Annotated in this window: 20 protein-coding genes, 5 tRNA genes and 1 riboswitch; of the genes, 11 read left to right on the plus strand and 14 right to left on the minus strand. The window is 70.6% G+C overall.

Annotated elements, in window-relative coordinates; translation table 11 throughout:
• Window positions 1–6: 6 nt before the first annotated feature.
• From ACZ6S0_RS02075 to ACZ6S0_RS02110, 8 genes are all read right to left on the minus strand, one after another.
• Window positions 7–82 (minus strand) — tRNA-Pro (locus tag ACZ6S0_RS02075).
• A 241-nt stretch (window positions 83–323) separates the two neighbouring features.
• On the minus strand, window positions 324–1,394 hold the full coding sequence (locus tag ACZ6S0_RS02080; RefSeq protein WP_465912744.1) for a mechanosensitive ion channel family protein: 1,071 nt from the start codon (window positions 1,392–1,394) through the stop codon (window positions 324–326).
• An 18-nt stretch (window positions 1,395–1,412) separates the two neighbouring features.
• A complete protein-coding gene (locus ACZ6S0_RS02085) occupies window positions 1,413–2,408 on the minus strand; it encodes a ribonucleotide-diphosphate reductase subunit beta (RefSeq protein ID WP_465912745.1) in 996 nt (331 codons plus the stop codon).
• 15 nt (window positions 2,409–2,423) lie between these two features.
• Window positions 2,424–4,592 (minus strand): ribonucleoside-diphosphate reductase subunit alpha, encoded by a 2,169-nt coding sequence (locus ACZ6S0_RS02090; protein WP_465912746.1) that lies wholly within the window; start codon window positions 4,590–4,592, stop codon window positions 2,424–2,426.
• Between the two features lie 122 nt (window positions 4,593–4,714).
• A riboswitch (cobalamin riboswitch) is annotated at window positions 4,715–4,912 on the minus strand.
• A gap of 4 nt (window positions 4,913–4,916) precedes the next feature.
• Window positions 4,917–5,858 (minus strand): Bug family tripartite tricarboxylate transporter substrate binding protein, encoded by a 942-nt coding sequence (locus ACZ6S0_RS02095; RefSeq protein ID WP_465912747.1) that lies wholly within the window; start codon window positions 5,856–5,858, stop codon window positions 4,917–4,919.
• 137 nt (window positions 5,859–5,995) lie between these two features.
• Window positions 5,996–6,778 (minus strand): SAM-dependent methyltransferase, encoded by a 783-nt coding sequence (locus ACZ6S0_RS02100; RefSeq protein ID WP_465912748.1) that lies wholly within the window; start codon window positions 6,776–6,778, stop codon window positions 5,996–5,998.
• Window positions 6,779–6,838: 60 nt separating this feature from the next.
• A complete protein-coding gene (gene glmS, locus ACZ6S0_RS02105; RefSeq protein ID WP_465912749.1) occupies window positions 6,839–8,659 on the minus strand; it encodes a glutamine--fructose-6-phosphate transaminase (isomerizing) in 1,821 nt (606 codons plus the stop codon).
• A 12-nt stretch (window positions 8,660–8,671) separates the two neighbouring features.
• Window positions 8,672–8,947, minus strand: a complete 276-nt coding sequence (locus ACZ6S0_RS02110) for a hypothetical protein (RefSeq protein ID WP_344873640.1) — start codon at window positions 8,945–8,947, stop codon at window positions 8,672–8,674.
• Window positions 8,948–9,191: 244 nt separating this feature from the next.
• Between ACZ6S0_RS02110 and ACZ6S0_RS02115 the strand changes: the two genes are divergently transcribed.
• From ACZ6S0_RS02115 to ACZ6S0_RS02135, 5 genes are all read left to right on the plus strand, one after another.
• Entirely contained in the window at window positions 9,192–11,306 is a 2,115-nt protein-coding gene (locus ACZ6S0_RS02115; RefSeq protein ID WP_465912750.1) for an N-acetylmuramoyl-L-alanine amidase, read from the plus strand.
• Window positions 11,307–11,404: 98 nt separating this feature from the next.
• Window positions 11,405–11,476: transfer RNA gene (locus tag ACZ6S0_RS02120), tRNA-Gly, on the plus strand.
• Window positions 11,477–11,491: 15 nt separating this feature from the next.
• Window positions 11,492–11,562 (plus strand) — tRNA-Cys (locus tag ACZ6S0_RS02125).
• 48 nt (window positions 11,563–11,610) lie between these two features.
• Window positions 11,611–11,682 (plus strand) — tRNA-Gly (locus ACZ6S0_RS02130).
• Window positions 11,683–11,701: 19 nt separating this feature from the next.
• Window positions 11,702–11,776 (plus strand) — tRNA-Val (locus ACZ6S0_RS02135).
• Between the two features lie 233 nt (window positions 11,777–12,009).
• On the opposite strand, the gene ACZ6S0_RS02140 is transcribed toward ACZ6S0_RS02135, so the two are convergent.
• Window positions 12,010–12,402: a nuclear transport factor 2 family protein gene (locus ACZ6S0_RS02140; RefSeq protein WP_465912751.1), complete on the minus strand. Its 393-nt coding sequence runs from the start codon at window positions 12,400–12,402 to the stop codon at window positions 12,010–12,012.
• 340 nt (window positions 12,403–12,742) lie between these two features.
• Here ACZ6S0_RS02140 and ACZ6S0_RS02145 point away from each other — a divergent pair, with 340 nt between their 5' ends.
• The 3 genes from ACZ6S0_RS02145 (at window position 12,743) to ACZ6S0_RS02155 (ending at window position 15,828) form a co-directional block, all read left to right on the plus strand.
• On the plus strand, window positions 12,743–14,263 hold the full coding sequence (locus tag ACZ6S0_RS02145; protein ID WP_465912752.1) for an N-acyl homoserine lactonase family protein: 1,521 nt from the start codon (window positions 12,743–12,745) through the stop codon (window positions 14,261–14,263).
• A complete protein-coding gene (locus tag ACZ6S0_RS02150) occupies window positions 14,260–14,925 on the plus strand; it encodes a TetR/AcrR family transcriptional regulator (protein WP_465912753.1) in 666 nt (221 codons plus the stop codon). The genes ACZ6S0_RS02145 and ACZ6S0_RS02150 overlap by 4 nt, the downstream gene beginning before the upstream one ends.
• Window positions 14,926–15,018: 93 nt before the next feature.
• Window positions 15,019–15,828, plus strand: a complete 810-nt coding sequence (locus ACZ6S0_RS02155; protein WP_465913367.1) for a membrane protein — start codon at window positions 15,019–15,021, stop codon at window positions 15,826–15,828.
• A gap of 219 nt (window positions 15,829–16,047) precedes the next feature.
• On the opposite strand, the gene ACZ6S0_RS02160 is transcribed toward ACZ6S0_RS02155, so the two are convergent.
• Window positions 16,048–16,359 (minus strand): DUF6401 family natural product biosynthesis protein, encoded by a 312-nt coding sequence (locus tag ACZ6S0_RS02160; RefSeq protein ID WP_344873630.1) that lies wholly within the window; start codon window positions 16,357–16,359, stop codon window positions 16,048–16,050.
• Between the two features lie 203 nt (window positions 16,360–16,562).
• On the opposite strand from ACZ6S0_RS02160, the gene ACZ6S0_RS02165 reads away from it, so the two are divergent.
• Together ACZ6S0_RS02165 and ACZ6S0_RS02170 are read left to right on the plus strand one after the other, a co-directional pair.
• Complete coding sequence (locus tag ACZ6S0_RS02165; protein ID WP_465912754.1) at window positions 16,563–17,462, plus strand: SDR family oxidoreductase; 900 nt, start codon at window positions 16,563–16,565, stop codon at window positions 17,460–17,462.
• A gap of 60 nt (window positions 17,463–17,522) precedes the next feature.
• The gene (locus ACZ6S0_RS02170) at window positions 17,523–18,950 is read left to right on the plus strand and encodes an NAD(P)/FAD-dependent oxidoreductase (RefSeq protein WP_465912755.1); all 1,428 of its coding nucleotides are present in this window, start codon (window positions 17,523–17,525) and stop codon (window positions 18,948–18,950) included.
• A 67-nt stretch (window positions 18,951–19,017) separates the two neighbouring features.
• On the opposite strand, the gene ligD is transcribed toward ACZ6S0_RS02170, so the two are convergent.
• The 3 genes from ligD to ACZ6S0_RS02185 all read right to left on the minus strand — a co-directional run bounded on the left by ligD (window position 19,018) and on the right by ACZ6S0_RS02185 (window position 22,799).
• A complete protein-coding gene (ligD, locus tag ACZ6S0_RS02175; RefSeq protein WP_465912756.1) occupies window positions 19,018–20,208 on the minus strand; it encodes a non-homologous end-joining DNA ligase in 1,191 nt (396 codons plus the stop codon).
• Window positions 20,209–20,279: 71 nt separating this feature from the next.
• On the minus strand, window positions 20,280–21,029 hold the full coding sequence (locus tag ACZ6S0_RS02180) for a crotonase/enoyl-CoA hydratase family protein (protein WP_465912757.1): 750 nt from the start codon (window positions 21,027–21,029) through the stop codon (window positions 20,280–20,282).
• 96 nt (window positions 21,030–21,125) lie between these two features.
• Window positions 21,126–22,799, minus strand: a complete 1,674-nt coding sequence (locus ACZ6S0_RS02185; protein ID WP_465912758.1) for an acyl-CoA dehydrogenase family protein — start codon at window positions 22,797–22,799, stop codon at window positions 21,126–21,128.
• Between the two features lie 31 nt (window positions 22,800–22,830).
• On the opposite strand from ACZ6S0_RS02185, the gene ACZ6S0_RS02190 reads away from it, so the two are divergent.
• A complete protein-coding gene (locus ACZ6S0_RS02190; RefSeq protein ID WP_465912759.1) occupies window positions 22,831–23,550 on the plus strand; it encodes a PaaX family transcriptional regulator C-terminal domain-containing protein in 720 nt (239 codons plus the stop codon).
• A 33-nt stretch (window positions 23,551–23,583) separates the two neighbouring features.
• Here ACZ6S0_RS02190 and ACZ6S0_RS02195 read toward each other — a convergent pair whose 3' ends face one another.
• The gene (locus ACZ6S0_RS02195; protein WP_465912760.1) at window positions 23,584–24,612 is read right to left on the minus strand and encodes a hypothetical protein; all 1,029 of its coding nucleotides are present in this window, start codon (window positions 24,610–24,612) and stop codon (window positions 23,584–23,586) included.
• Window positions 24,613–24,728 lie beyond the last annotated feature (116 nt).

A 24,728-nucleotide genomic window follows, 5' to 3' on the forward strand; every position in this document is an offset into this window, starting at 1 on the left:
CCGTCGTCCGAGTGGCAGGATTCGAACCTGCGGTGCTCCTGCTCCCAAGGCAGGCGGGCTGACCAAACTGCCCCACACTCGGTTTCTCATGAAATGTTCTCAACAAGAAGGAAGCCGCCTCGAACAGTGCTCGAGGCGGCTTCCCGGAAATTCCGTCGAAACGTTTATCCGGAAAGCCTGCGGCACGGCCCGGGCAGCGGCTCGGACAGCCGTGAGGTGCTCAGTCGGCACTGGTGACGCACGTCGCCGCCCTCCTTTTCCTGCCTTTTGCCGTGCTGGACGATGTCCACGTTAAACGGATGATCCAGCCGGGTGCCACTTATTTATCGCGGGTCTTTCCCGGCCTCCACGCGGGACTCCGGGGTTTCGACGCGGAAACGGGGCAGCGATTCGGGGTGGTGCTCCCGTACGTACTCGACCAGGAATTCGCGGACGTCGCACTTGAGGTCCCACGAGGACGGCGCGTCCGCGGCGCTCATCAGGGCCCGCACCTCCACCAGGCCGTTCGGCAGCACGTCGGTGACCTGGAGCGTCCAGTCCTTCTGGTCCCACAGCGGGTTGCCCTGGAGGAACTCGTACAGGGCCTCGCGCAGTTTCGGGACCGGCACCGACCAGTCCACGCGCAGGAACACCACGGCGAGCACCCGGCTGCCGTGGCGGGTCCAGTTCTCGAACGGGTTCTGGGTGAAGTACGACACCGGGAGCACGAGCCGGCGCTCGTCCCACAGCCGCAGCACCACGTACGTGAGCGTCAGCTCCTCGATCCGGCCCCACTCCTTCTCGACCACGACCACGTCGTCCAGGCGGAGCGCGTCGCTGAAGGCGAGCTGGAGCCCGGCCAGCGCGTTGCCGAGGGTGGGCTGGGCGGCGATGCCGACGACCGCCCCGGCGATCCCGGCCGAGGCCAGCAGCCCGGCCCCGAGCGCGCGTACCTGGGGGAAGGAGAAGAGCATGGCGCCGAGCGCGATCACGATGATGGCGGCGGCGGCGATCCGGCGGACCAGCGCGATCTGCGTCATGATGCGCCGCGCCCGGCGGTTGTCGTCGCCCTTGATCAGCACCAGCCGGTCGAGGACGACGTCCGTCAGCGCGTACGTGGCCTGCACGATCAGCCAGGTGACGGCGGCGATCGTGACCAGGCCGAGGACCCGCTCGATCGTGGCGGCCAGGGCCCGGTCGCCGGGCGAGTCGCCCAGCATCCCCGGCCCGAAGACCAGGTTGGCCGCCACGACGGCGGCCACCCAGTACGCCGACCACGTGCAGTGCTCCACCAGATGCCGGGCGAGCGCCCAGTTGCGCCCCACCCTGTTCAGCACCCGCCTGGCCAGCTCCACCAGGAGGATCGCCCCGACCACGGAGATCGCCAGGATCGGCCAGTCTGCCGGAGACTGCACGTTTATGCCCCCAATGTCCTAGAAAGTCTCATCAAAGGTGACATTGCCCTCCACCGCAACCTGGTAGGCGGAGACCCGCCGTTCAAAGAAGTTGGCCAGCTCTTGGACGTCCTGCAACTCCATGAAGGCGAACGGGTTGGCCGAAGCGTACCTTCTGGGCAGGCCCAGGCGGACCAGCCGCTGGTCGGCGACGTACTCCAGGTACTCGCGCATCTGCGCGACCCCCATGCCCGGCAGGCCGTCGCCGCACAGGTCCTCGGCGAAGGCCAGCTCGGCGGCGACGGCCTCCTCGATCATGAGCGTGACCTGCTTGCCGAGTTCGTCGTCGAACAACGACGGCTCCTCGGCCCGCACGGTGTCGACCACGCTGAACGCGAACTCCATGTGCATGGACTCGTCCCTGAACACCCAGTTCGTCCCGGTGGCCAGGCCGCCGAGCAGGCCCCGGGAGCGGAACCAGTACACGTACGCGAACGCGCCGTAGAAGAACAGGCCCTCGATGCAGGCCGCGAAGCAGATGAGGTTGAGCAGGAACCGCCGGCGCTCGTCGGCGGTCTCCAGCCGGTCCAGCCCGTTGATCGAGTCGATCCACCTGAAGCAGAACTCCGCCTTGTCGCGGATCGACGGGATGTGCTCGATCGCGGCGAACGCCTTGACCCGCTCGTCCGGATCGGGCAGGTACGTGTCGAGCAGCGTCAGGTAGAACTGCACGTGCACGGCCTCCTCGAAGAGCTGCCTGCTCAGGTACAGGCGGGCCTCGGGGGCGTTGACGTGCTGGTAGAGGTTGAGCACGAGGTTGTTGGCCACGATGGAGTCGCCGGTGGCGAAGAAGGCGACCAGCCGGTTGATCAGGTGGCGCTCCTGCGGGGTCATCCTGGCCAGGTCGGCGAGGTCGGAGTGCAGCTCCACCTCCTCGACGGTCCACGTGTTGCGGATGGCCGCACGGAACCGTTCGTAGAAGCCGGAGTAGCGCATCGGCCGGAGGGTGAGGTCCATTCCGGGGTCGAGCAGCATGGGCGGGTCTCCTTATTACTGGCAGGCTTCGCAGGTTTCCGGGTTCTCGAGGGAGCAGGCGATCGCCGCCGCAGTGTCCGACGCGGGCGCCGCCACCGTGGTCTGGGCGATCCTGGTGGCGGGGCGCGAGCGCAGGTAGTACGTCGTCTTCAGCCCCTGCTTCCAGGCGTAGGCGTACATCGAGGAGAGCTTGCCGATGGTCGGGCTGGCCATGAAGAGGTTGAGCGACTGCGACTGGTCGATGTACGGCTGCCGCGCCGCGGCCAGGTCGATGAGCGCCTTCTGCGGCAACTCCCAGGCCGTCCGGTAGAGCACCTTGAGGTCGTCGGGGATGCCGGGCACCTGCTGCACGGAGCCGTCGGCGCGCTTGAGGTCGTCGCGCAGGTGCCGCGTCCACAGCCCGCGCGCCTGCAGGTCGGCCACCAGATACCGGTTGACCTGCAAGAACTCGCCCGACAGGGTCTCCCGCTTGAACACGTTGGACACCTGCGGCTCGATGCACTCGTAGCAGCCCGCGATCGAGGCGATGGTGGCGGTGGGCGCGATGGCGACCATGAGCGAGTTCCGCAGGCCGGTGGCCGCGATCTTGTCGCGGAGCGCGTCCCAGCGCGGCGTGCCGCCGGCGCCGTAGTGGTCGGGGTGCAGCACTCCCCCGGCCGCCCGCGTGTCGGCGTACGAGGGGTGCCGGCCGCGCTCGACCGCGAGGTCGGCCGAGGTGTCGTACGCGGCCAGCGCGATCTCCTCGGCGATCCGGGTGGACAGCTCCAGCGCCCGCGGCGAGTCGAACGGCAGCCGCAGCGTGAAGAACACGTCGGCCAGCCCCATCACGCCGAGCCCGATGGGCCGCCAGCGCCTGTTGGCCGCCTCGGCCTCGGGCGTCGGGTAGAAGCCCAGGTCGATGGTGCGGTCGAGGAACCGGACGGCCGTGCGCACGGTGCGGCCCAGCCGCTCCCAGTCGACGTCGTCCCCGGCCAGGTGCGCGGCCAGGTTGATCGAGCCGAGATTGCACACGGCGGTCTCACCGTCGCTGGTGACCTCGAGGATCTCGGTGCACAGGTTGGACAGGTGGATGACGTTCTCGGGGCGGGCGGTCTGGTTGGAGGTGCGGTTGGCGGCGTCCTTGAACGTCATCCAGCCGTTGCCGGTCTGCGCGAGCGTGCGCATCATGCGGCCGTACAGGGTCCTGGCGGGGATCTGGCGGGTGAAGCGACCGGCCGCCTCGTAGGCCCGGTAGGCGGCGGTGAACGCCTCGCCGTACAGGTCGGTGAGGTCGGGCGTCTCCTTCGGGTCGAACAGCGACCACGGCTCGTCGGCCTCCACCCGGCGCATGAACTCGTCCGGCACCCAGTTGGCCAGGTTGAGGTTGTGGGTGCGGCGGGCGTCCTCGCCGGTGTTGTCGCGCAGTTCGAGGAACTCCTCGATGTCGGCGTGCCAGGTCTCCAGATAGACGCAGGCCGCCCCCTTGCGCCGCCCTCCCTGGTTGACCGCGGCCACCGAGGAGTCGAGCGTACGCAGCCACGGCACGATGCCGTTGGAGTGGCCGTTGGTGCCCCTGATCAGCGAGCCGCGCGAGCGCACCCTGGTCCACGAGATGCCGATGCCTCCGGCGTACTTCGACAGCCGGGCCACCTGGCCGTACCTGTCGTAGATGCCCTCCAGCTCGTCGCGCGGCGAGTCGAGCAGGAAGCAGGACGAGAGCTGCGGGCGGCGGGCCCCGGAGTTGAACAGCGTGGGCGAGCTGGGCAGGTACGCCAGCGTGGACATCAGCCCGTACAGCTCGGCCGCCTCGGCCACGGTCTGCGACAGCCCGCAGGCCACGCGCAGGAAGAAGTGCTGGGGCCGCTCCAGCACCGCCCGCGTCTCGGGGTCACGCAGCAGGTAGCGGTCGTAGACCGTGCGCAGCCCGAAATACTCGAACCGGTCGTCCGCCTCGGCCGAGACCAGCGCGTCCAGCTCGGCGGCGTGCGCGGCGACGAACTCCGCGAGCCCGTCCTGGACCAGCCCGGCCGCGTGGGTGGCGGCGACGGACTCGGAGAACGAGCGCACGCCGTGCCCGGCGGCCTCGTCGGCGATCTCCTCGGCCAGCAGCCGGGCGGCGACGCGCGAGTTGGCCGGGTCGGTGATCACCCGGGCGGCGGCCTCCTCGATGGCCAGCCGGCGGTCAACCTCAACGATCTGCGTCACGTGCTCTCTCTCCTCGCGAGCTCATCCCCGTGAGGGCACGCGAGAGCACGGCGGCGCGCGTGTGTACGGCCGCGTCGTGCCCTGGCCCGCCCTCGAGACCCTGAACACTTCCCGCCGGGCACACGCCCGGCACGCCACTGGCAGGTCTTCGGGCTCGCGGGCACGCGCAAAGGCGCCTACTGGCCGTCGCTTCCCGGATCTCTCCAGTGCGTCAATGACGGCGGTCGTTCCCGCTCACCGCTGCGGGGCAGCCCCGGAATCTCACCGGGTTCCCTTTTGCTCCGCCTCCGCAGAGGCGAACCAGCGACGACCAGGATCCTACATCTAGTGGCCGTTCCCGCAACTACCCCAGCATGTTGTGGCTTTGGTGGTGTCGAGCAGGCCGAGATCGTGCAGGACGGCCCGCGTTCTGGCGATCTCGGTGCCGAGCCAGCGGCTGAAGTCGTCTCCGGTCAGCGGGATCGTCAGCCACCCCGCGCCGTGGCAGGCCGCCTCCCAGACGCCGGATCGCAGCACCTGGTCGCACATGCGCACGGCCCGGTCGCGGCTCCCCTGGGACATGTGCTCGGGACCGAACGCGGCCGCCCAGTCCGCGAAGTCCACCCGCACCCCGCACTCCAGCAGGGTCGGCACGTCGAGGTCCGGCACGCGCTGGGCCGAGGAGACCGCGAGCGCCCTGACCCGGCCGCGGCCGATGGCGGTGCGCCAGTCCGACAGCGGGCCCGCCGCGGCGATCGCCTGGCCGGACAGCAGCGCGGCGGCGGCCTCGCCCCTGCTGGGGTAGCCGGTGTAGTAGACCTGCCTGGTGTCCGCGCCGAGCGCCCTGGCGATCAGGCCGAAGAGCAGGTGGTCGGGCTCGCCCTGCGGCCCGCCCACCAACTGCGTCTGGCCGGGGCGGGAGAGGAGCCGCGCGCCGAGTTCGCCAAAGTCCTGCACCGGGGAGCGGCCGGGCACGACCACGACCTCGGCCTCGCCGGTGAGCCTGGCCAGCGGGGTGGCGGTGTCGAGCACACTCCGGCCGTTGTTCAGCTCGTCGGCGGCCAGCGCGGGCAGGCCGCTCACCGTGATCCTGGAACCCGGCCCCAGCTCGAACCCGGCCGCCCGGACCGCGTCGGTGAACACCTGCCCCGCCCTGGCCCAGCGGTCGCCGCCGGACACGATGGAGAACCGGGTGTGCGGCAGCTCTCCGCCGACGTACTGCGTGCCGCAGCCGGTCACGCAGGCGGCCAGGCCCGCCCCCCAGGCGAAGAATCGCCGACGCCGCATGGTGCCTCTCCCCCGAATTTCCCCCTTACCTCAGGTTATTGACACATTACGCGGCGTTACACATTTCGATCGCGGCCAGCCACGGTCTTTTCCCGTGTTTTGCTGGATTTAATAGGCCAATAGGGTTTTTGGGCGTTTTATCGTCTGTCGAGAGTTCCCGGCGGCTTCCGTCCGACTCCGGCCATGAGCGACGACGGCAGGGACCAGTCGCCCACCAGCTTGGGACGGTCGGGACGCCAGTCGGTGGCCTGGACGAGCCCCGGGGGCTCCAGCGGGAAGTCACCGAAGAACGACCTGATCCGGGACGGGGTGCGATCGGCCCCGCCGCCGGGCGAGCCGCCTCCTGGCGGCTCGTCGCCGTCCACGTGCGCCAGGGTCGTGGCGTGCGAGACCACCAGGAAACCGCCGGGCGCCATGCGCTCGCGCAGCACGGCCACCGCCCGCTGCGGATCGGCCGAGTCGGGCAGGAAGTGCAGGATCGAGACCAGCAGCACGCCGATCGGCCGGTCGAGATCGAGGAACTCACCCGCCCTGGCCAGCACGTCCTCCGGGTCGAGCAGGTCGCCCTGAACGAAGAAGGCCCTGCCCGGCGAGCGCCGGAGCAGGACCTTGGCGTGCGCACCGACCACCGGATCGTGGTCGACGTAGACGACCCGCGCCTCTGGGGCGATCTCGTGGGCGCAGCCCTGGGTGGGCAGCCCGCTGCCGAGATCGAGGAACTGGCCGACCCCGGCGCGGGCCACGTAGCGCACGGCACGCTGAAGGAAGGCCCGGTTCGCGTGGGCCAGCGGGACCGCCTCCGGGATCAGCTCGGTGAGCTGGTCGAGGGCCAGGCGATCGACCGCGAAGTTGTCCTTCCCGCCGAGCATGTAGTCATACATGCGTGCGGGATTGGGCCTCTGATGGTCGAACTGCCGCACAGTATTGAATTTATGTCGTCAGCACCGAGATAACGATACTTTGCGACGAATTTGGCACAGCTACTCGACTGTAACGCTCTTGGCAAGGTTGCGAGGCTTGTCGACATCCCGGCCGAGCGCCACCGCCGCGTAGTACGCCAGGAGCTGAAGCGGGATCGTCAGCAGGATCGGGTCCAGCTCGATCTCGTTCTTCGGGATCACGATGACGTCGTCGGCCAGCTTCACGCCGGGCTCGCGGTGGCCCACCATGAGCACCTGGCCGCCCCTGGCCCGGATCTCGCCGAGCGTGGTGAGGTTCTTGTCGAGCAGCTCGTCGTCGGGCACGACCGCGACCGTCGGCATGTCGGGGCCGATCAGCGCGAGCGGGCCGTGCTTCAGCTCGCTGGCCGGATACGCCTCGGCGTGGACGTAGGAGATCTCCTTGAGCTTCTGCGCGCCCTCGCGGGCCACCGGGTAGCCGCGCACCCGGCCGACGAACATCATGCTCGGGTGGTGGGCGTACTTCTTGGCCAGCTCGGCGATCTTGTCGCCCTGCTGGAGGATCTGCTCGATCTGCCCCGGCAGCCGGCGCAGGCCCTCCACGACGCGCCGCCCGTCGGCGGGCGACAGGTCGCGCACCCGGCCCAGGTGCAGCGCGAGCAGCGCGAACGCCAGCGAGGTCGAGGTGAACGCCTTGGTCGAGGCGACCGACACCTCTGGCCCCGCGTGCAGGTAGATGCCGCCGTCGACCTCGCGGGCGATGGCGCTGCCGACGGCGTTGACGATGCCGATGACCCGGCCGCCCTTGCGCTTCAGCTCCTGCACGGCGGCGAGCGTGTCGTACGTCTCGCCCGACTGGCTGATCGCGACGTAGAGCGTGTCGGGGTCGACGACGGGGTTGCGGTAGCGGAACTCGCTGGCCGGCTCGGCGTCGGACGGGATGCGCGCCAGCTCCTCGATGAGCTGCGCCCCGATCTGCCCCGAGTAGTACGCCGAGCCACACCCGATGATCTTCACCCGGCGGAACGAGCGCGTCTCGCGGGCGTCCATGTTGAGACCGCCGAGATGGGCGACGTGGAACCGCTCGTCGAGCCGCCCGCTCATCGTCCTGGTGATCGTCTCGGGCTGCTCGGAGATCTCCTTGAGCAGGTAGTGCTCATAGCCGCCGGTGTCGTAGTGGCCGGCGTCCCAGTCGACGGTCAACGGCTCCTTGGCCGTCTCGCGGGCGTCGCTGGCGAAGGTGTGGAAACCGTCGGCCTTGAGCACGGCCAGCTCGCCGTCCTCCAGGTGCACGACCTGGCGCGTGTAGCGGACCAACGCGGCCACGTCGGAGGCGGCGAACATCTCCTTCTCGCCGATGCCCAGCACGATCGGGCTGCCGTTGCGGGCCACGACCACCTCGCCCTGCCGCTCGGAGTCGATCACGGCGATGCCGTACGTGCCCACGACGGCCTTGAGCGTCTTCCTGACGGCCTCCTCCAGCGAGTCGTTCTCGTCGACCGCGTGGGCGATCAGGTGCGCGAGCACCTCGGTGTCGGTCTCCGAGGCGAACACCACCCCGTCGGCCTCCAGCTTGGCGCGCAACTCCCCGGCGTTCTCGATGATGCCGTTGTGCACGACCGCGACGCGCCCGTCGGCGGACAGATGCGGATGGGCGTTGGCGTCGCTCGGCACGCCGTGCGTGGCCCACCTGGTGTGCCCGATGCCGAGGTTGCCCTTGAACCTGCCCGGCACGACCTTGGCCAGATCGGCCACCCGGCCCTTGACCTTGCGTACCTTGAGGCCCTTGTTGGACACCACGACCCCGGCCGAGTCATAGCCCCGGTATTCCAGCCGCTGCAGGCCCTCCAGCAGGATGGGGGCGGCGTCCTTGGGGCCGACGTAGGCCACGATTCCACACATCGAGGTCTCCTCTTATCCGTAAACGATCCTGCGTAGCTGCCTCAGAGACAGCTCGGGGGCCGCCACGCGGCGGCCCCGTAATTCGCCGGCGATCCGGGGGAAGATCTCGTCGTTGGTGAAGCCGCGCGTCTTCAGCTCGCCGTGACGGCGGCGGACGAACTCCTCGACGGACTCGGAGAAGTACGCCAGCACGTCGGCGACCACGCGGGCCGCTTCGCCGGGACCGAGGGGGCTCGTCCTGGTGAGGTGGGTGATGAGATCTTCGTACGGATGCCGCGCCGTGGACACAGACGAGGACCCTACGACTCTGGAACGAGGCACGCCAACATCCTGCCCGAAATCGGGCAGGATTTAACGCTTCGGGGAGAGGGTGGGGCGTGGCGGCAGGCGAGGGCGGGGCTTCCGGGCTGACGGGCCGAATTCGCCGGGGATCTGTTGGATCTCATCTGTAACATCCGACCCGTCTGACACATCCCTTTCTGGGAATGGTTACGGTGAGTAGTCGCATCGTGACGTTCCTGGGGAGATGTTCATGCAGCTCTGGCTCGCCGCCGTCCTGGCCGCCGGCGCCCTCGCCGTACCCGCCGACGTCCTGCCCGCAGCCTTCACCCTTCCGGCGACCGCGACGGTCTCGGCGGTCCCCTCGGCCTCCGGGCGGCAGGGTGACTTCGCCGCCGCCGCCCGCGAGTACGGGGTGCCGGAGAGCGTGCTGCTGGCGGTCTCGTACCTGGAGTCGCGGTGGGACGCGAACGGGGGACGGCCCAGCACGGCGGGCGGGTACGGCCCGATGCACCTGGTGGACGCCTTCCCCGCCGACGCGCTCGGGCACGACCACGCCCTCATCGGGGACGCCCTGGGGGATCCTCGGGGCGACGACTCCCGTCCGATGTCCCAGGCGCGCGTCGAGGAGGTGACCCACTCGGCGGCGCACGCGTCCGGGTCGGCGCCTCGGACGACCCTGCCCGAGGCCGGTCGCCTGACCGGGCTGGCGGCCGCCCGGCTACGGCACGACCCGGCCGCGAACATCCGGGCCGGAGCCGCCCTCCTCGCCTCCTACCAGGAGAGCCCCAGCGCCGACCCCGCCGCCTGGCGCGAGGCCGTCGCGCGGTACGCGGGGGCGGACGACCCGGCGGCGTCCCGGGCGTTCGCGGACGAGGTGTTCTCGGTGATGCGGGAGGGGGCGCAGCGGCGTACCGACGACGGCCACCTGGTACGGCTCGCCCCCGTCCCCGGCCTGCGCGAGCTGCGCGACGAGGACGCCGAGGCGGTCACGCGGCACGACCCGGACGCCGCGCCCGTCCAGAACGAGCAGGCCGTGGACGACGACAACCCGTCCGCCGGCGACGAATCGGCCGACACCGGCACCGACCTCGACCCCCTGGCGGACGAGGAGGCCGAACCCGTCACGTGGACCGGCTCCCCCGGGCCGAAGGGGCACTCGGGGGGCCGGCAGGCGGAGTGCCCCTCCTCCCTCACCTGCGAATGGATGCCCGCCGCCCACAAGCAGTTCGGCAAGAAGAAGAGCCGCGACTACGGCAACCACGACCGCCTGTCACGCGCCCGTGCCGTCGACTACATCGTCGTTCACGACACCGAGGGCACCTACCAGGGCATCCCGTCCATGATCCGCAACCCGAAGTACGTGAGCTGGCACTACACGATCCGCTCCCGCGACGGACATGTCGCCCAGCACGTGGCGACGAACGACATCGCCTGGCATGCGGGGAACTGGGATGTCAACACCCGTTCGATCGGCATCGAGCACGAGGGCTACCTGGCCAAGGGCGGCGCCTGGTACACGGAGGCGATGTACCGGTCGTCGGCGCGGCTGGTCAAGTACCTGGCCGGGAAGTACGACATCCCGCTCAACCGGGCCCACATCCTGGGCCACGACAACGTGCCGGGGACGACCCCGCAGACGGTCGCGGGGATGCACGAGGACCCGGGGCCGTACTGGGACTGGGCGCACTACTTCGAGCTGATGAACAAGCCGTTCAAGGCGGCCAAGGACGGCGACTCCGTCATCATCCGCCCGTCGTACGCCACCCACCGGCCACGCTTCACCGGCTGCGAGTCCACCAAGCCCAGCAAGGCGTGTCCCGCGCACGGGGCCTCCACGGTGTGGCTGCACAAGTCGCCGAGCGACACCGCTCCCCTCGTCACCGACCTGGGCAAACACCCGGGCAAGCCGAGCACGCACAGCGTGTACGACCACAGCGCCCGCGCCTCGACCGGCCAGCGCTTCGCGGTCGCGGAGCGGCAGGGGGACTGGACGGCGATCTGGTACCTGGGCCAGAAGGCGTGGTTCCGCAACCCGGCCTCGAACCCGACCGCCGTCCCGGCCAAGGGGCCCATCGCGACGCCGGTGTCGGCCGACGTGAAAGTGTACGGGCGGGCCTATCCGGAGAAGTCCGCCTACAAGGGGGCGGCGTACCAGGCGTTGACGCCGCTCAAGTACAAGATCGAGCCGGGGCAGACGTACGCGGTGGGTGACACGATCACCGGGTCGTACTACGCGGCGAACGCGCACAGCGCCGCCAGGCACGTGACCACCACGGGCGAGACGCGTTACTACCAGATCCAGTTCGGTCACCGTGTGATGTTCGTGATGACCAAGGACATGCGCCTGGTGCACCCGTCCGCGTGACGCGCCGATTTCGCCCCTTGGGCGTCGCGGTGCGCACGGGCACTCTCCGGAGACGATATGGTTTTCCCGTAGCCCGGTGTGCACAGCCGGGCCTTCACGCGGAAGTGGCTCAGTGGTAGAGCATCACCTTGCCAAGGTGAGGGTCGCGGGTTCGAATCCCGTCTTCCGCTCGGAGTGAGGCTCCTGGTGGAGTGGCCGAGAGGCGAGGCAGCGGCCTGCAAAGCCGTCTACACGGGTTCAAATCCCGTCTCCACCTCGATGATCGGCGGCCCTCCCGGATCCGCTAAGGTAAGTGCACCGCCACGCGGAAGTGGCTCAGTGGTAGAGCATCACCTTGCCAAGGTGAGGGTCGCGGGTTCGAATCCCGTCTTCCGCTCTGGTTTCCAGCTCGACAAGGACGATTAGCTCAGCGGGAGAGCGCTTCCCTGACACGGAAGAGGTCACTGGTTCAATCCCAGTATCGTCCACCAGACCAGATCTGATCTGGTCATGTGCACGACAAAGCCCCAGCTCATGGCCTATGCCGGGAGTCTGGGGCTTTCTGTTGTCCCGGGCTGTTCGCCGTTCTCGTCAGCACGAGCACTGACGTTGTGCCAGCCCTCGTGATACTTCCCTTGCGCTCCCAATCCCTGAACTGCTCGCGTCCTGTACCGCGTCGCAACGTCGGGCAGTCCCACCCATACAAGTTCACCACGACTATCGATCAACCGGGCCAGACAGACTCGGCGGGATCAACCAGATTGAGGATGTCGTGGCTGACGTAGTATGAGCCGCTGTCCGACCTGAGCACGAATGTCTGAGCGAAATTCAAAAGCGCCGGTGAATCGTCCACCTTGAGCGCTCCTGTCACCATGACGATTATGGCGCCGTCCGCCAAGGGCTGCGCGTCCCTGGTCGCGACCTGGTGCTCGACCTTTTTGAAGGGAAGACTGGCCAGCCTCTCTACGATGTCGCTCCCGCCTTCGGTCTGGCTGGAGTCGAAAGTCAGGATCGAGCTGTCACGGTAAAAGCTCCCAAGGCCCTGGCGATCTGTATCGAACGTCGAGTAGTAGTACCTGATGACCTCTTCGGCAACGATTGCATAGTTTTCACACACAGGCTTTCCTTTCAATTGCGCATGCTCGACGGGCTGGAGAATTCTGACAACACAGCCTCGGCGGGAGGCTACTCCGCCTCCATCAATGTTAACGATCATCCTCCGGCACTCCAGTCGCCCGCAAGCTCAGTCCCCGCCGCGCCGACGACCGCAAGACCGCTGATCGCTGATCGCTGATCGCTGACCGCTGAGCCCGCCTGGGGCCGTCTGGGGCCGCTGCGGACACTCCGGCTCACGGTCCGCTTCGTGAGCCTGCGGCTTTCGTTGTTGGTCTCCGCCCGGTGACCCTGGTTATTATGCAAACGCATCCGTTTGCGTTTACCAAATCGGGGTGAGCCTGGTGTTGAAGGTCTTGGGCAGGGTCGGGGTGGTCGTTCCCGGCCTTGCGATCGTGGCCGTCTGGCTGGTCGTGCTGCGGTTGAAGGGCGTGCCGGTGCCGGTGCTGGTGGCGTACGGGCTGGTGCTGACCGGGCTGGGATGCGTTCTGCTCTGGCCGAGGGCGCTCGGCGGGCGGGCCGGGCGGCGTCGGGCACTGGCGTTCTTCGGCGTCGCGGCCGGTCTGGGCACGCTGGGGCTCTACCTCGCGGTCGTCTACCACGTCACGGACCTGCCGGTGCTGCTCGCCCTGGCCGCCGGGGCGTGCCTGGCCGGAGCGGTGGTCGCCGTCCTGCGTGGCCGCCGGAGCGCGAACGGCCGTCCCGCGCGGCAGGCCAGGCGGGCCTTCCTGATGGGCGGCGCGGGACTGGTGCTGGGTGCGGCGAGCGGGCTGTCGGGCGGCCACGTGGACCGGCAGCGCCGCGCGTCGCTGGCCAGGGGCGAGCGGGAGCGGCAGGCGGCGGCACGCGCCCCCGGCGCACGGCGGCGGATCACGGACGGAGCCGTCCGGGTGTTCCCGATCCACACCGGCGACACGATCGTCACGTACGGCCAGTTCTACGGCGGCCTGGACGGCTGGGAAGGGCTGAACGGCTACGTGCGCACCCTGGTCGACAAGGCGCAGATCGCGGTGCCGGTCCACGCCTACCTCATCGACCACCCCCGGCACGGCCTCATGCTGGTCGACACCGGCGTCAACTGGGAGCAGGCGCACGACCACGACGGCTACTACGACCTGACCTCGCGGCTGCTGACCGAGCGCGACGAGTACCGGATGGCCGCCGGGCAGGATCTACGCGTCCGGCTGGCCCGGCTCGGCTACGCCGCCGAGGAGATCACCACGGTCTTCCTCACCCACGTCCACGACGACCACGCGGGAGGGCTGCGCCACCTGCCGCAGGCGACGGTGGTGCTGGATCGGCGTGACTGGGAGCACGGCGTGCTCTATCCGCACTCCTTCGGCCTGGTCGAGGAGAACCTGTCGTTCCCCGCCTTCGACTCCGGCGCGTTCGGGCCCTTTCCCGGCAGTCAGGACCACTTCGGCGACGGCAGCGTTATCCTGCTGCCCACGCCGGGCCACTCCCCCGGCCACATGTGCGTGCTGCTGCGCCTGGACTCCGGAGGCGTGCTGTTCATGGGCGACACCCTCTACACGCTGCCCCACCTGGCCACGGACCAGGTCCGGCAGATGACCATCGGCGGCCAGGACACCGTCCGCCAGATCGAGGCCGCCCGGCGCGTCCAGCGGCTGCTGGCCTCGGATCCCGGAGTGGTACCGCTGTTCGCGCACGACAACACCCGCTACCAGTTCGATCTGGTCGCCTCCGCGTTCGCCGACGGGGCACCCGGCGAGGCGGGGCTGCGGGAGCTGCGCCGGGGCATGGAGACCGTACTCACCGCTGATTGGCGGCTGCGCCCCGGGCACGCACCTCGCTTCGTCGCGCCCGCCTCGGGGGCGGGCTTGGGAAAGGTGGCGTTCGGATGACCTCTGTACGGCGCACGCGGGGCAGGCCGCGCGACCCCGAGGCGGATGAGGCGATCATGCGGGCGGCGCTGGAGTTGTTCGTGGAGCGCGGCCTGGAGGGCGCGAACTTCGAGCAGATCGCCAAGCGCGCGAGGGTGGCCAAGGTGACGGTCTACCGGCGCTGGTCGTCGAAGGAGGAACTGCTCACCCAGGCCATCGAGCAGGCCCGCACCCTCGTCCCCGAGGAGGAGATCTGGGCCACGGCCGACGTCGCGGCCCGGCCGGCCGACGAGCGGCTCATGGACTCCTGGGTACGCACGCTCGGTGACACCCGCTTCCGTACGGTCCTCGCCCAGCTCATCGGCTCCAGCACCAGCCACCCCGCGCTGCTGGCCACCTACCGCGAGCAGTACATCCAGCCCCGCCGCCGGGTGATCCGCGCCGCGCTGGAGCGCGCCCGCGGCGAAGGGCTGCTGGCCGAGGACGCCGACCTCGACATCGACACCGTGATCGACATGGTCGTGGGCGCGGCGATGTACCGCATGCTCCTCGACCCGGCCGACCCGGCCGACCCGGCCGATCCCGCCGCCACCCGCCAGTACCTGACGGCCGTCCTCCGCCAGGCCGACCGGCTGCTGCGGAATCCCGGCAGCCACGACGGGCAACAGGAGCCGGATATATAGCTTTCTGCGAAGTTTTGGATGCACTGCGTGTATATACGGTTTCTGTCCGGGTAGCGCCGAGGCATTGGCTCCTCGGAGGAGGGAACCGTGGACATCAACATTGGCCAAGGCATATCGGATGCCTGGCGGGGGATAGCGACGTTCGTTCCGAAGCTGGTCGCGTTCCTGGTGATTCTCTTCATCGGGTGGCTCGTGGCCAAGGCGCTCGAGAAGATCGTCGACAAGGTGCTCGAACGGGTCGGCTTCGACCGGGCGGTGGAGCGCAGCGGCGTACGGAACTGGCTGGCACGCAGCAGGTACGACGCCAGCAGCCTGCTCGCCAGGATCGTCTTCTACGCGATCCTGCTGGTCACCCTGCAGATAGCCTTCAACGTCTTCGGGCCCAACCCGGTCTCCGGCCTGCTGGCCTCGGTGGTGGGCTGGCTGCCCAAGGCCATCGTGGCCATCGTGATCATCGTGGTGGCCGGTGCCGTGGCCAGGGCGGTCAAGGACATCCTGAGCGGCATGCTCGGCGGTCTGTCGTACGGACGCTGGGTGGCCATCGTGGCGGCGGTGTTCATCTGGGCGCTGGGCATCATCGCGGCGCTCAACCAGATCGGCGTGGCCACGTCCGTCACGATGCCGGTGCTGATCACGGTGCTCGCCACCCTCGGGGCGATCGCGGCCATCGGCATCGGGGGCGGGCTCATCCGGCCCATGCAGCAGCGCTGGGAACGGTGGCTGGGGCGCATCGAGCAGGAGGCTCCGCAGGCCAGGGCGCACGCGGAGGCGTACCAGCGGGGGCGGGAGGACGCCCGGTCGATGACCGAGGAGGAGGCTGCCCGGATCCACACGATGCCCGGCGGCGGCACGACGACGACCGGCGGCGGCACGACGACGGGCTCGGACCAGCCGCCGAGCTGACATCCGCCCGAGCCCCGAGCCCGGCACCCTACCCGGGCGGCTCCGCGCGACGCGCAGGACCCGGGTGGCCTCTCCCCGCGACGGGGAGGCCCGCCCGGGACGCCGCCGCCCCGCGCGGAAAGCAGGCAGACGTCCGAGACGCCGCCGTCACGCGCGGGCAGAGGTCCGGGACGACGCTGCCACGCGCGGAAAGCGGGCAGATGCCCGGGACGACGTCGTTCAGGCCGGGTGGCCGTCTTCCAGGAGGCCGAGTTCGCGAGTCAGCCAGCAGACCGCCGTCAGCCGCAGGGACGGCGGGTCGGGCTCGCCGGTGAAGGCCCAGCCCCGGTGCCGCAACTCGTCGAGGAAGCCCAGCAGGTAGTCGCCCAGCGTCTCGCGGTCGAGCGGGATCGCGTCGCGCAGCACCGCCGCGTGCTGGTCGACCGCGGCCACCAGCCCCGGATCCCCGCCCATCCTGGCGAGTTGGGTGTCACCCAGGGCGTCCATCAGCCAGCGCAGGGGCGAAACCGCCCAACCATCCTCAAACACCACCCACCAACCTTAAAGCATTTCCCAAGGTCAACGGCTGTTTTCTCATGACAGACCCATACGGTTCCCTGCCGACGCCCTGGCCGCCGCCTCCTTCTCCGGCATCGCCCCTCCGGCGACCCAAGCCGACTCCTGGGCGCTCGGCTCGCCGGCACCGAAATGAGATTCATTGGCATTTCTCGGGATTGACGGGTAGGAGAGGTGACATGCGCATTCTGGTCACGGGGGCCACCGGCACGCTGGGCGGTGCGGTGATTCCAGCCCTGCTCAAAGCGGGTCACGAGGTACGCGCGCTCAGCCGTACCAAGCGGAACGGCCGCGGCAACGTCGAGTGGATGTGGGGCGACCTCGTCTCGGGCAACGGCGTCAGGGAGGCCGTTGACGGGGTGGACGCGATCGCCCACCTGGCCACGAGCGGCCGCAAGGGACGCGGCGCCGTGGACGTACCCGGCACCAGGACCCTGCTCACGCTGGCCCGCGCGGCCGGGGTGCCGCATGTGCTGTTCACCTCGATGGTCGGGGCCGATCGGGCCGCCCACGGCCACCTCAGGCACAAGCTGGCGGCCGAGCGGCTGGTCACCGAGAGCGGTCTGGGCTGGACGATTCTCCGCGCCACCCCGTTCCACCAGTGGCTGCACGCGCGGCTGGGCGAGTTCGCGGCGCTGCCGGTGCTGCCGGTGGACCGTTCGCTGCCGTGGCAGCCGGTGCACACGGGCGAGGTGGCCACGCGGGCGGCCGCGCTGCTGAGCGCCGGTCCGGCGGGCAGGGAGATCGAGTTCGGCGGGCCGCACGTGATCAACACCGAGGAGCTGGTGCGGACCTGGCTGCGGGCCGCCGGGCTGCGCCGCGCGTGCGTGTTCGTCCGCTATCCGGGCCGTCTGTACGCGGCGCAGCGGGCGGGCGACCTGACCACGGACGCCGTACCGAGGGGCGAGATCACCTGGCACGACTACCTGCTCCCGCCGCCGGCCCTGTCGGACGAGTCGGACGACTTCGCCTCCGAGCACACCGCCTCGCCCACCAGCCCGGCCACCCAGCCGGAGTGCGATCCTGACCTGCACGTATACGGGGGCGACGAGGGTTACGAACGTCCGACACGAAGCTAGCCGAGCGCCCGGTCCCCTTACACTTCGCCGACTTGGCGGGCACCTGTCCGCTACTAGACAATGTGTTCGGTGAGCAACGGCATCCCGCTGACCAAAGACTTCGCCAACGGCGACGTCTCCTTCTGGTACCGGCAGATCGGCCTGCCCGGCCCCCGACCGGCGCTGCCCGGCCCGCGTGACTACGACGTCGCCATCGTGGGCGGCGGCTACACCGGCCTGTGGACCGCCTACTACCTCAAGCGGGCCGAGCCGGGGCTGCGGATCGCGATCCTGGAGAGGGAGTTCGCCGGGTTCGGCGCGTCGGGGCGCAACGGCGGGTGGCTGTCGGCCGAGTTCGCCGGGTCGCGCAAGCGGTACGCCAAGGCGCGCGGCCGGCAGGCCATGATCGATCTGCAGCACGCGATGTTCCGGTCCGTGGACGAGGTCATCGACGTGGCGCGGGCCGAGGGCATCGACGCCGACGTGCACAAGGGCGGGCTGATCCACGTCGCGACGAACCCGGCCCAGCGGCGCCGCCTGCGCGCCGGGGTCGCCGACCTGCGCGGGTGGGGCTACGGCGAGGACGACGTACGCCTCCTGGAACGTGCCGAGCAGCGCGAGCGGGTGCAGGTGGCGGGTGCCCTGGAGGCGTCGTACTCGCCGCACTGCGCCCGCATCCAGCCCGCCAAGCTGGCCGTCGGGCTGGCCGCAGCGGTGGTCCGGCTGGGCGTCGACCTCTTCGAGGACACGACGGTGACCGAGATCCTGCCCCGGCGGAACGGCAGGGCCGCCGCGGTCACGACGCGGGGTGCGGTCACGGCCGAGTACGTCATCCGCGCCACCGAGGGCTTCACCGCGAGCCTGTCCGGGCAGCACCGGCAGTGGCTGCCGATGAACAGCTCCATGATCGTCACCGAGCCGCTGCCCCCCGACGTGTGGCGGCACATCGGCTGGCAGGGCAGCGAACTGCTGGAGGATCACGCGCACGCCTACGTCTACGCGCAGCGCACGGCCGACGACCGGATCGCGATCGGCGGACGGGGGGTGCCGTACCGGTACGGGTCGCGTACCGACCGGCGGGGTGCCACGCAGCGCCGGACGGTCGCGCTGCTGTGGCGGATGCTGGTCAAGCTGTTCCCCGCGACGATCGACGCGCGCGTGGCGCACGCCTGGTGCGGGGTGCTCGCGGTGCCGCGCGACTGGTGCTCGACGGTGCACCTCGACCACGCCAGCGGCCTGGGCTGGGCGGGCGGCTATGTCGGCAGCGGGGTCACGACGACGAACCTGGCCGGGCGTACGCTGCGCGACCTGGTGCTGCGCCGGGAGACCGCGCTGACGGGGCTGCCCTGGGTGGGGCGGCAGGTGCGCCAGTGGGAGCCGGAGCCGCTGCGCTGGGCCGGGGTGCAGCTCATCTACGCGCTCTTCCGGGCCGCCGACCGGCACGAGAACGAGCGCGGGACGTCGACCTCGGCCTACGCCCGCCTGGCGAACCTCATCTCGGGCCGCTGAGCCGTCACCCGCCCCGCCACCCCCCTCACCCGCTCGGCCGCCGCCATCGCCTGCCTCGCTGTCGCTGTCAGCCGCTTCGCTGCCAGGGGTCGTAGTCGACCTCCAGCGGCTCCTGTGCGGGCCGCTCGGCCTCCGGGACGTGCTGGAGGTTGACCCGGATGCGATACCACACGCTGCTGCGCCCGCGCATCCCGTCGACCAGCACGTCGGCGGGCTCCAGCCGGGCGGCGACGCCGGGGTGGCGGGCCTTCCAGCGATCGAGGCCCGCCATCGCCTCGTCTTTGTGCTCGGCCCTGGCGATCTCGATGACCGGCACGGTCTGCTGCCTGCGCCCGCTGCCCTTGGGCGGCTTGGGCGCGGGGCCCAGCTCCTCCGCCAGTGCGAGCAGGCCGTCGAGCGAACCCGCGTGCAGGTCGATGTCCTCCCACGGGTCGCCCCGCTCGGCCAGCCGCTCGGGCACGGTGTCGATCGTGTAGGAATCGGGGCGGCAGCCGGGCACCTCGTCCCAGCTCAGCGGGGTGGACACGCGGGCGTCCTGCACCGCGCGGACGGAGTAGGCGCTGGCCACCGTGCGGTCGTAGGCGTTCTGGTTGAAGTCGACGAACACGCCGTGCCGCTCTTCCTTCCACCACCGGCTGGTGGCCAGGTCGGGGGCGCGCCGCTCGACCTCGCGCGCCACCGTCTCGGCGGCCCTGCGCACCTTCGCGAACGGCCAGCGGCGCTCGATGCGGGCGTAGACATGGAAGCCGCGCGAGCCGGACGTCTTGGGCCAGGCCACCAGCCCGTGATCGGCCAGCACCTCGCGGGCGACCTCGGCGGTGCGCAGCACGTCGGCCCACTCCACACCGGGCACCGGGTCGAGGTCGATGCGCAGCTCGTCGGGCCTGGACAGGTCGTCGGAGCGGACGGGGTGGGGGTTGAGGTCGACGCAGCCCAGGTTGACCACCCACAGGAGCTGCGCCAGATCGGTGCAGACCACCTCTTCCGCGCTGAGGCCAGAACGGTATTTCAGCTCGGCCACCTCGATCCAGTCGGGCCGCTTGGCCGGGGCCCGCTTCTGGAAGAACGCCTCCTGCTCGATGCCGTGCACGAACCGCTTGAGCACCATCGGCCGCCCGTGGACGCCCCGCAGCGCCGCCTCGCCCACCCGCTGGTAGAACCTGACCAGGTCGAGCTTGGTGTGGCCGGACCGCGGGAAGACCACCTTGTCGGGGCTGGTGATGCGGACCTCGCGCCCGGCGACCTCGATGTCTGGCATAGGGCCCACCATACGTGGACCGACCGACAACCCCCCGGGACCGCCTGCACGTCCAGGAGGGCCCCTCGCGGTCAGATGTCCTCGAAGGTTCCGTGGCGGCCGGCTCCGGCGGCGAAGCGGGCCGCGCCCTCCGCCGCGCCGGGCAGCGAGACCAGGCCGTGGCGCAGTTCGTTTCGCATCGCCTCCGCCTCCCCCAGCCCGCTCTGCTCCAGCGCCGACAGCCGGTCGCCGCGCAGGCACGCCTGCGGGAAGGCGGCCAGCTCACGGGCGAGCGCCTCGGCGTGCCGGCGGGCGGTGCCGGTGGGGACGAGGCGGTTGGCCAGCCCCCACGCGTACGCCTCCGGCCCCTCGACCGGCCGGCCCGTGAGGATCATGTCCATGGCCCGGGACTCGCCGATGAGCCGCTGCAGCCGTACGGTGCCGCCGTCGATCAGCGGCACCCCCCACCTGCGGCAGAACACCCCGAACACGGCGTCCTCCTCGGCCACCCGAAGGTCGCACCAGAGGGCCAGCTCCAGCCCGCCCGCCACCGCGTGCCCGGCGACAGCGGCCACCACCGGCTTGGTCAGGCGTATCCGGGTCGGGCCCATCGGCCCGTCGCCCTCCTCGCAGACGCGGTTGTCGAGCGCCTTGAGGTCGGCTCCGGAGCAGAACGTGCCGCCCTCGCCCCACAGCACGGCCACGTCTGCGTCGGAGTCCTCGAAGTCACGGAACGCCCCGGCCAGCGCGTCGGCGGTCTCGCGGTCGACGGCGTTGCGCGCCTCCGGCCTGCTGATCACCACGGTGACGACGGGGCCTTGGCGCTCCACGCGTACGGTCATGCGACCCTCCTCGGGAAGCGTGCGAATCTCCGGGCTCTCCTCGTGGACCGTGCCCGAGCCTACGCTCCCGTCCCGGCCTGGGCCGGGAAGCGCGCGTCAGGAAAGCGTGACGGCCCCCGACAGGAGCGTGTCGAAGTCGGACGGCTCCCCGGCCGGGCGGTCGATGCCGCGCAGCGGCCCCTGGTCGGCGAGGTGCGACTCGGCGTACCGGCGGGCCACGAGCGACTTGCGGCCGTCGTCGAGACCCCACGTGGCCTGGTCCTCCAGCAGGGCGGCGGCGTAGACGTCGGCCATGAACTGCGCCAGCGGGTACAGCCGTGCCTCGGCCACCGAGTGCTCCAGCGCGGACCACGCCTCGATGGCCTTGGCCAGGTCCTCGACGCGGGTGCGTACCAGGTCGGAGGTGGCCAGGGCGCGCAGGCGGTCGAGGAAGGGCAGGTGGGCCCGCTCCCTGACCATGGCGCGGCGCACGTCGAGGCAGAGGATGTTGTCGCCGCCCTCCCAGATCGGGTTGACCTGCGCGTCGCGCAGCAGCCGGGCCACCGGCCACTGCTCGATGTAGCCGTTGCCGCCGTGCACCTCGATCGCGTCGCTGGCCGCGGTCACGCCGAGCCGGGCGGCGCGCAGCTTGACCAGGGCGGGCGCGAGGCGCAGCCGGGGACCGGCGTACCAGTCGAACACCAGCGCCTGCGCGGCCTCGACCTCGACGACCAGCTCGGCCAGCTTGCGCCGCATCAGCGGCTGCTCGGCGAGCGGCCGGCCGAACGCCTCGCGCGCCCCCGCGTAGCAGACGGCCTCGACCAGCGCCCGCCTGGCCACGCCCAGGCCCATCATGGCCACGCCGAGCCGGGAGGCGTTGGTGAGCCGCATCATCGTGCCGAGCCCCGAGCCGGAACCCGTTCCGGCCAGGAGGAACGCCTCCGCCCCTGTCAGCTCCACCTCGGCGGCGGCGACGGACCTGGTGCCGAGCTTGTCCTTCAGCCGGCGGATGCGCACGCCGTTGCGGCTCCCGTCGCGCCGCTCCCACAGCACCAGGAACGGCGCCACCGCCCCCTCCGGCAGCCGGGCCAGCACCACGAACGCCGAGCCGTTGGCGTTGGAGGCGAACCACTTGAACCCGGACAGCAGCCACGCGTCACCGGCGGGCACGGCCTCGGTCTCGAGCGCGGCCAGGTCGGAGCCGCCGGACCGCTCGGTGAACATCTGGGCGGCCTCGCCGGAGTAGAAGCCGTGGGCGAAGATCTCGCGTACCCGGTCGCGTACGTCCGGCGGCGCGTGCTTCTCGGCGAGCGAGACCACCATGTCCCCGCCCGTGCCGAGCGCACAGCCCATCCCGATGTCGGCCTGGTCGAGCAGGTACGTCCACGCGGCACCGAGCACGGCCGGATCCGCCCCGTTCGCACGGGCCTGTTCGGCGAAGTCAGGAGAGGTGAAGTTGTCGGCCATCAGCGCCTCGCGGGCGGCGTGGAACGACGGCGGCATGACGACCTGGCTGACGTCCCTGCCCCACTTGTCGTACTTCTCCAGTCGCGGCGGGTTGCGGTCGCTCTCCTCGGCGCACTCGGCGACGAGGCCGCCCGTCAGCTCGCCCAGCCGGTCGAGGCGCGGCTGCGCCCAGGCGAAGCCGTCGCCCAGGTGCCGCCGCATGAGCAGGCGGAGCGTCGGATCGCAGCGCCACCAGTTCCGCCCGGCCGCCCCCTGGTAACGCTCGGTGGCGTAGCGGTCACCGCGGTCGCCGTGATCGAAAGGTTCGATGAGATACCGGCCCATACTCCCGAGTGTTACATATACTCGACACGCGATGGAAGAGCGTAATAACACGTTGAGCGCCCGATCGGCCGTGCTGAGCGCGCTGCTCGGCAGCCACCCGCCCCGCCTCTCCGCCCGCCATCTGGTGCGCATCGGGGCGTTGTTCGGCATCGCGGAGGGCACGGTGCGGGTGGCGCTGTCACGGATGGTCGCGACCGGCGACCTGCTGCAGTCAGGCGGGCGGTACACGCTGTCGGAGCGGCTCGTCGAACGCCAGGCCAGGCAGGACGAGAGCCGCGACCCCCACACCAGGCCCTGGGACGGCACGTGGGAGGTGGCCGTGGTCACCGCCGAGCGCCGCGCCCCCGCCGACCGGGCCGCGCTGCGGCACACGATGACCGCGCTGCGCCTGGCCGAGCTGCGCGAGGGCACCTGGATGCGGCCGGCCAACCTGGTGCGGGCCTGGCCGGAGATCGTCACCGCGCAGTGCACGCTGATCGACGGCCGCCCGCACGACGATCCCACTCCCCTGCTGTGGGATCTGGACGGCTGGGCCGCCGAGGCGCGGCGGCTGGAGGACGCGCTCGGCCGCGCGGCGGGCCTGGCGGAGGGGTTCCTGGTCTCGGCGGCGGTGCTGCGCCACCTGCTGGCCGACCCGCTGCTACCCGCGGAGCTGCTGCCGGAGGACTGGCCGGGCGCGGAGCTGCGGGCCCTTTACGACGACTTCGACCGCCGCTACCGCGACGTGCTCAGTAAGCACCTCCGCGGCTGAGCCGAGCAGGACGGCCGAGGCTGGGGTGGCGCGTCAGAGGCCGACGCCGAAGATCGTCCGCTTGTTCCTGAACTCGGTGACGCTCCACAGCCTGCCGCCCTGCACGGTCAGGTCCTCGGGCCCGATCGGGAACGGCCTGGTCTCCAGCTTCTCCCCATCGAGCACCAGCAGACTGCCGTTGGCGGTGGACCCGGCGCCCTGGCTCAGATACCACCTGTCCCCCTGCGACACCGCGCCCTGGATGTCGGCGTGCCCCATGACGAACGCGTCGGCGGGCTCGCCGCCCGCCAGCTCCAGATCCCAGCGCCCGACCCACCCGCCGGGGTCGTTGTCGCGGTATTCGCCCGTGACGAGCCGGGGTGTGGCTCCGCTGCGGTCGATCGACACGAACGAGAAGCGCGGGCCCGCCTGCGCCACCTTCCAGAAGTCGGTCTGGGGGACGAGGTAGCGGTAGCCGAAGGCGTTCAGCCGGCCGCCGTGCCGGCCGATGCGGTTGCCGTCGCCCAGGTCGGGCTGCGCGGTGCGCAGGTCGAGCAGGTTGTTCAGGTCGAAGACGCGCAGGCCGCGGGCGGTGTCGGCGACGTAGAGCAGGTCGCCGTGGCAGGCGATGCCGCCCGCGTGGATGTCGATCGGCCCGTACGAGCCGTCGGGCCTGGCCACGACCAGCAGCGCGTGCTGGTAGCGCAGCGACGTGGGGCTGAGGAACGACACCCGGATCCCCCGTTCGCCCGCCCGCGGCTTGAAGTACCAGCTCACCAGGAACGCCGGCACCCCGAGGTTGCCCGAGTCGTCGCTGCCGGTCAGGCCCTGCGGGTACCAGTCGGTGGTGTCCTGGTCTTTGGCGTCGAAGGCGTACCACTCGGCCGGCCTGGGGCGCATGGAGCCCATCGCCGCGCCGGCCCCCTTGCTCCTGGCGGTCCTGTTGGCCTGCGCGAGGAGCGCCTCGACCGCCGTGCTCCCGACCTCGCCCGCCAGTTTGGCCGCGCCCTCCGCCAGGTCCCCCGTCTCCCGCTTCAGGACAAATGCCGACTTATCCGCAGGAACCATCCCCGTTGCCGCCATACCTACCTCACCTTTTCCGTCTCTTGACCAGTTTGACGGACGGACAGGGCTTGAGGTTGTCGATTCATCCCACAAAATGCTCCCTGGGAGAATTGTCCGGCGAAAATCACCCAGCG

It is taken from the genome of Nonomuraea sp. NPDC051298 (genome assembly GCF_055586305.1).

Coding starts and splice junctions, on each gene's coding strand:
- ACZ6S0_RS02085 (WP_465912745.1), bottom strand. CDS start 2,408: ATGCTGCTCGACCCCGGAATGGACCTCACCCTCCGGCCGATGCGCTAC.
- ACZ6S0_RS02095 (WP_465912747.1), bottom strand. CDS start 5,858: ATGCGGCGTCGGCGATTCTTCGCCTGGGGGGCGGGCCTGGCCGCCTGC.
- glmS (WP_465912749.1), bottom strand. CDS start 8,659: ATGTGTGGAATCGTGGCCTACGTCGGCCCCAAGGACGCCGCCCCCATC.
- ACZ6S0_RS02115 (WP_465912750.1), top strand. CDS start 9,192: ATGCAGCTCTGGCTCGCCGCCGTCCTGGCCGCCGGCGCCCTCGCCGTA.
- ACZ6S0_RS02150 (WP_465912753.1), top strand. CDS start 14,260: ATGACCTCTGTACGGCGCACGCGGGGCAGGCCGCGCGACCCCGAGGCG.
- ACZ6S0_RS02165 (WP_465912754.1), top strand. CDS start 16,563: ATGCGCATTCTGGTCACGGGGGCCACCGGCACGCTGGGCGGTGCGGTG.
- ACZ6S0_RS02170 (WP_465912755.1), top strand. CDS start 17,523: ATGTGTTCGGTGAGCAACGGCATCCCGCTGACCAAAGACTTCGCCAAC.
- ligD (WP_465912756.1), bottom strand. CDS start 20,208: ATGCCAGACATCGAGGTCGCCGGGCGCGAGGTCCGCATCACCAGCCCC.
- ACZ6S0_RS02180 (WP_465912757.1), bottom strand. CDS start 21,029: ATGACCGTACGCGTGGAGCGCCAAGGCCCCGTCGTCACCGTGGTGATC.
- ACZ6S0_RS02185 (WP_465912758.1), bottom strand. CDS start 22,799: ATGGGCCGGTATCTCATCGAACCTTTCGATCACGGCGACCGCGGTGAC.
- ACZ6S0_RS02190 (WP_465912759.1), top strand. CDS start 22,831: ATGGAAGAGCGTAATAACACGTTGAGCGCCCGATCGGCCGTGCTGAGC.
- ACZ6S0_RS02195 (WP_465912760.1), bottom strand. CDS start 24,612: ATGGCGGCAACGGGGATGGTTCCTGCGGATAAGTCGGCATTTGTCCTG.